Source organism: Microvirga tunisiensis (genome assembly GCF_009296175.1).
Classification (GTDB): domain Bacteria; phylum Pseudomonadota; class Alphaproteobacteria; order Rhizobiales; family Beijerinckiaceae; genus Microvirga; species Microvirga tunisiensis.
The window spans coordinates 1-4,733 of sequence record NZ_VOSK01000418.1; the positions used below are offsets into that span (position 1 = coordinate 1).

General features: G+C 65.2%; 4 protein-coding genes and 1 pseudogene. 4 read left to right on the top strand and 1 reads right to left on the bottom strand.

Translation table 11 applies throughout. The annotated features are described in order from the left end of the window. Positions 1 to 98 precede the first annotated feature (98 nt). On the bottom strand, positions 99 to 479 hold the full coding sequence (locus FS320_RS38210) for a helix-turn-helix domain-containing protein (RefSeq protein ID WP_152717498.1): 381 nt from the start codon (positions 477 to 479) through the stop codon (positions 99 to 101). Between the two features lie 187 nt (positions 480 to 666). Between FS320_RS38210 and FS320_RS38215 the strand changes: the two are divergent. The 4 genes and pseudogenes from FS320_RS38215 to FS320_RS38230 all read left to right on the top strand — a co-directional run bounded on the left by FS320_RS38215 (position 667) and on the right by FS320_RS38230 (position 4,455). After that, a pseudogene (locus tag FS320_RS38215) lies at positions 667 to 1,412 on the top strand (SDR family oxidoreductase). A 13-nt stretch (positions 1,413 to 1,425) separates the two neighbouring features. Further along, the gene (locus FS320_RS38220) at positions 1,426 to 1,896 is read left to right on the top strand and encodes a cyclophilin-like fold protein (protein WP_152717500.1); all 471 of its coding nucleotides are present in this window, start codon (positions 1,426 to 1,428) and stop codon (positions 1,894 to 1,896) included. A gap of 61 nt (positions 1,897 to 1,957) precedes the next feature. Next, entirely contained in the window at positions 1,958 to 2,401 is a 444-nt protein-coding gene (locus FS320_RS38225) for a lipocalin-like domain-containing protein (protein WP_152717502.1), read from the top strand. Between the two features lie 278 nt (positions 2,402 to 2,679). Next, entirely contained in the window at positions 2,680 to 4,455 is a 1,776-nt protein-coding gene (locus FS320_RS38230) for a Rieske (2Fe-2S) protein (RefSeq protein WP_152717504.1), read from the top strand. Positions 4,456 to 4,733 lie beyond the last annotated feature (278 nt).

A 4,733-nucleotide genomic window follows, 5' to 3' on the forward strand; every position in this document is an offset into this window, starting at 1 on the left:
CGGGACGCAGCACCCGCTCGCGCTCCGGCGGCTCGCGCCCTGAGAGTCTGGTCATCCCGCACCTCCTCACAGGCACAGAAGACCCCCACCACCACACTCTACCAGACAGCCGGCTTTGCCGTCCTAGGTTTTTTCGGACGCAGCTTGAGGCGCTTGAGCGCCTCGCAGATCACCGCCAGACACACCGTCACGCCCGTTCTCTCGGCCAGGCGCTCGCGATACTCGCGCAGCAGCGCGTCATTGTCCTCGGACACGAGCTGACGCAGCACCTCCAGAGCTGCTGCATCCAGGCGCGAGGGCACGCCGCCGCTGTGCGGCTTCGGAGCACGTCGGCCGTCCTCGCGCTCCTGGCGGCGCCAGTTCGACACGGTGGCAGGACAGACCTGAAACCGATAGGCAATCTCAACCTGAGGAAGATCGCCCCGCTCGCAGGCGACCAGAACACGCTCACGCAGATCAGGAGAATAGGGCTGGGGCATGGCTTGCCTCCCGGGCCATATCCCAGTCAACGCACAGCCCACCCGAAGGGATTCAAGTCCAGATCAAAAGCGCTTTAGTCGGCCAAGACCCGTCTGGCTATCCAGGTCGTGACTGACGGGAGAACACGGCATGGCCATCGACCAGACACGGGATGAAACTTCTTTCATGGAGAGATCAGCGACCCTCATGCCCGGAGGCATTGGGAACAAGGTCGTGGTCATCACGGGCGCCAGCAGCGGGCTCGGCGAGGCAGCGGCACGCCACCTTGCCGCCCAGGGCGCAACTGTTGTGCTGGGTGCCCGCCGCGCAAGCCGCATCAAGGCTCTGGCTGCCGAGCTGACTGCCGCCGGGCACAAGGCTAGGGCCATGGTGACGGATGTGACCGACCGCGATCAGGTCAGAAACCTGGTGGACACGGCGGTTAGCGAATTCGGCCGCATCGACGTGATGCTGAACAACGCCGGCCTCATGCCGCTCGCCCCGCTCGAACGGCTCAAGGTCGACGAGTGGGATCGCATGATCGACGTCAACATCAAGGGCGTGCTCTACGGCATCGCCGCCGCGCTGCCGCACATGAAGGAGCGGAGGTCCGGGCACATCATCAACGTCTCTTCCGTCTACGGGCACGTCGTCGATCCGGGCGCCACCGTCTACTGCGCCACCAAGTTCGCCGTGCGTGCCCTGTCCGAGGGCCTGCGCCGGGAGGTGAAGCCCTACGACATCCGTACCACCGTGATCTCGCCCGGTGCGGTGAGCACCGAGCTGCTCGAGCACATCAGCGAGAAGGACATCCAGGAAGGCACCAAGGACGTCGTGAGCCGGATCGCCGTCGGGCGGACACCTTCGCCCGCATGGTCGCCTTTGCGATCAGCCAGCCGGAGGATGTCGATATCAACGAGATCCTGTTCCGGCCGACCGCTCAGCCGGTGTGAGGAGGCCCAACGCATGACGACGTTGCGATATCCGAACCGCAGGGCCGTGCTCGGCGGCACCTTGGCCGCCGCTGCCCTGTCGCTGGCGGCCCACGGGCAGAACGGACGGGATCCAGCGAGCCAAGTGTCCAGTGACGTCAGGATCCGGATTGCGTTCAATGATCTGGCGTTGACGGCAACGCTCTACGACAATCCGACGGCACGGGACCTCGCGTCCATGCTTCCCCTGGCCCTGACCATCGAGGACTTCGGCAGCAACGAGAAGATCGTCCATCTGCCGCGCAAGCTCACCGAAGAGGGCAGCGGTCCGTTCGGCAACGAGCGGCCTGGTGACCTCTGCTACTTCAAGCCTTGGGGCAACCTGGCCTTGTTCTACGCCGATTATCGCTGGGCCGGATTGATCCGGCTCGGCCGCTTCGAGGGCGGCTTCGAGCCGCTGCGCGTGCGCGGCAAGTTCCCGGTCCGCATCGAGCGGGTCCGATGATCGTCATCCCCCGAACCATTCTCCAACCAACATTCCTTCCCACCAGCAAGAGAGGACTGACATGAAGACCTACCTCAAGTTCGCCGTCGCTGCCCTGGCCCTGGGGGCTTGCGCGCCCGCTTTCGCCCAGTCCGCCAAGTCTCCGCTCGTCGGCGTGTGGCGCATGACTTCGCTTCAGGTGGGCAGTGGTCCGGGAAACCTCCAGGCTATTCCCTATTCCGGCCAGATCGTGTTCTCCGAGGCCGGCACCATGTCGGTCCAGGCAATGAACCCGGATGCTAACGCGGCGCCGACGCCGTACACCGTAAACGGGTACGAGGCCTTTTACGGCACCGTGGCCATCGACGACGCGAAGAAGACCTTCGTGGTGACCGTTCAGTCCTCGCTGGTGCGCAATCTCATCGGGCAGAAGATGGAGCGTGTATTCGAGGTGTCGGGCAACCAACTGGTCCTGACGCCGGCCAATCCGGCGGAAGGCTTCCGCGTCACCTACGAGCGCCAATGACCGGAACGGCCCCGTGGAGCGCGGGGCCTTGCCGCTTGGGCAGGAGCATTGACCATGGCTCGCGTGTTCGTTTCGGGTTCGTCGACCAGGCTCGGCTTGCTGGCCGGGAAGGAATTGTTGGCCTCAGGCCATGATGTTGTTTTCCATGCCCGGAACGCGGCCCGTGCCGAGGACCTCCGACGGAAGGTGCCGTCCACACAGAAGGCAGCGCTCAGAACCGTCTGCCGTGGGAAAATGCGCTATACTCTTCGGAAGTGACTGGAACGAGGAACAGTCCAATGGATACGCCGACCTCGGACTTCGTGCACGTGGGAAGCCTGGCCGAACTGAAAGACAAGGGGCGTCTCGTGGCGCGTGGCCGCCATTCCCCGGTTCTGGTGCTCTACGACGGCGGACACGTCTTCGCGCTCGACAATCGCTGCCCGCACATGGGTTTTCCGCTCGATCGAGGCAGTGTGGAGGACGGCATCCTGACATGCCATTGGCATCATGCTCGCTTCGACCTGGCGAGTGGCTGCACGTTCGACCTCTGGGCCGATGACGTTCCGACCTGTCCTGTCGAGGTGCGGGATGGCGAGATCTGGATTAACCCATCGTTTGCTCACGGCGATCCGTCGCACCATTGGCGCCAGCGGCTCGATGACGGCCTTGCCCACAATCTCGGGCTCGTGATTGCCAAAGCCGTACGGGGGCAGCTCATCGCCGGCGTGCCCACGCGCGACATCCTGCGGCAGGCCGCGCTGTTCGCAGTGCGCAACCACGATGGGTGGGGAGTTGGCGCGACAATCCTCACCGCGCTCGGCAATCTCCTCCCGGTGCTGCCTCAAGAAGAGACCTATCTGGCCCTGTTCCACGGTACCCGGCGGATTGCTGTGGACTGCGACGGCGCGGCGCCGCGCCGGGAGCGTGCACCACTCGCGAGTCGGCCCGATCTCGCTACCCTCCAGCGGTGGCTGCGGCACTGGAGCGCTGTGCGCCATCGCGAAGCCGCCGAACGCACCCTGCTCACTGCCATTACCTCTGGTGCCTCATCGGCCGCGCTTGCCAGCTTACTGGTCTCGACAGCAACGGACCGCGCCTTCGCAAGCGGCGGGCACGTGCTCGACTTCGTCAACAAGGCTTGTGAATGTCTTGACCTGATCGGCTGGGAGCACGCCCCGGCCGTGCTGCCGAGCGTGGTCGAGCAGATGGTGGCGGCACGCGGCGCAGAGGAGACGACCGCTTGGCGCCATCCGGTTGATCTCGTCGCGCTGTGCGAGGAAGCCGCTGCTGAACTGCGCGACCTGTTCACGACTTCCCGCCAAGCCGACTGGGCGGATCACACGGAGCTGGCCGTCGCGCTCCTGGGCGATGATGCGAGGACGATCCTTGAAGCCCTGAAGGCAGCCATCCGGGCGGGCGCCCTCCCGACCGATCTCGGCCGCTCGCTCGCCTATGCGGCGGCGCTCCGCGTGGCGCGGTTCGGCACTGCGAACGAGCATGCTGACTGGGAGACGGCCCTGCACGTCTTCACGTATGCCAATGCCCTGCACCAAGTTCTGAAGCGGATCGGGACTGAGGAGAGCGAGCGGACCGGCGGAATCGAGGCGGTGCGCGGGGTGCTGCACGGGGCAATGGCCCTCTACCTCGCCCGCTACCTCAACGTGCCGCCGTATCGGCTGCCAGGCGAAGGCGGTGATCGGCTCGACGACCTCCCGACCGACGTCGGGGCCATCCGCACGGCCTTGCTGGAGGCTTTCGATCGCCAACGTCAGGTCGACGTGGTCGGCCGTCTGGTCGCGCGTCATCTCACGCTCGGCCACCCGCCCGATGAGCTTATAGTGACACTCGCGCACGCTCTGCTCCGTGAGGACGCAGGCTTCCACGCGTACCAGATGCTGGAGGCGGGGGTGCGGCAGTTCGGCGAATGGGGCAACACCGGTCCTGGTCGGCACATTCTGATCGCGGTGGCGCGCTACCTTGCGGCCCATTCGCCGACCGAGCGTGCGGCGTTTCAGACCGCCGACATCGCACAGCGGCTGCTGCGCGGCGGCGAGCTTCATCAGGAAAAGTGAGCGCGACGGGCGTTGGTCGGTGGGGGTAGTGCCACGTTACGAATGCTCCGGTGGCCGCTCTGGGCCACGCACTGACGATCCCCCGCCTTCTAGGAACGTCCGCTGTTCCTTGCGAGAGCAGACCATCGGTCTAATTCCGAGAAGTGCCGATTGCAGTCGTTCCCGCATTTACACAGAGATCTGTCTGTTGACCTAAGAGCAACACCGGTCATCGCAAAGCCCAGGCTCTGGCGCGAACGGACAGAATGCCTTCGCATCTCTGCCTCGCGCGCTACGGG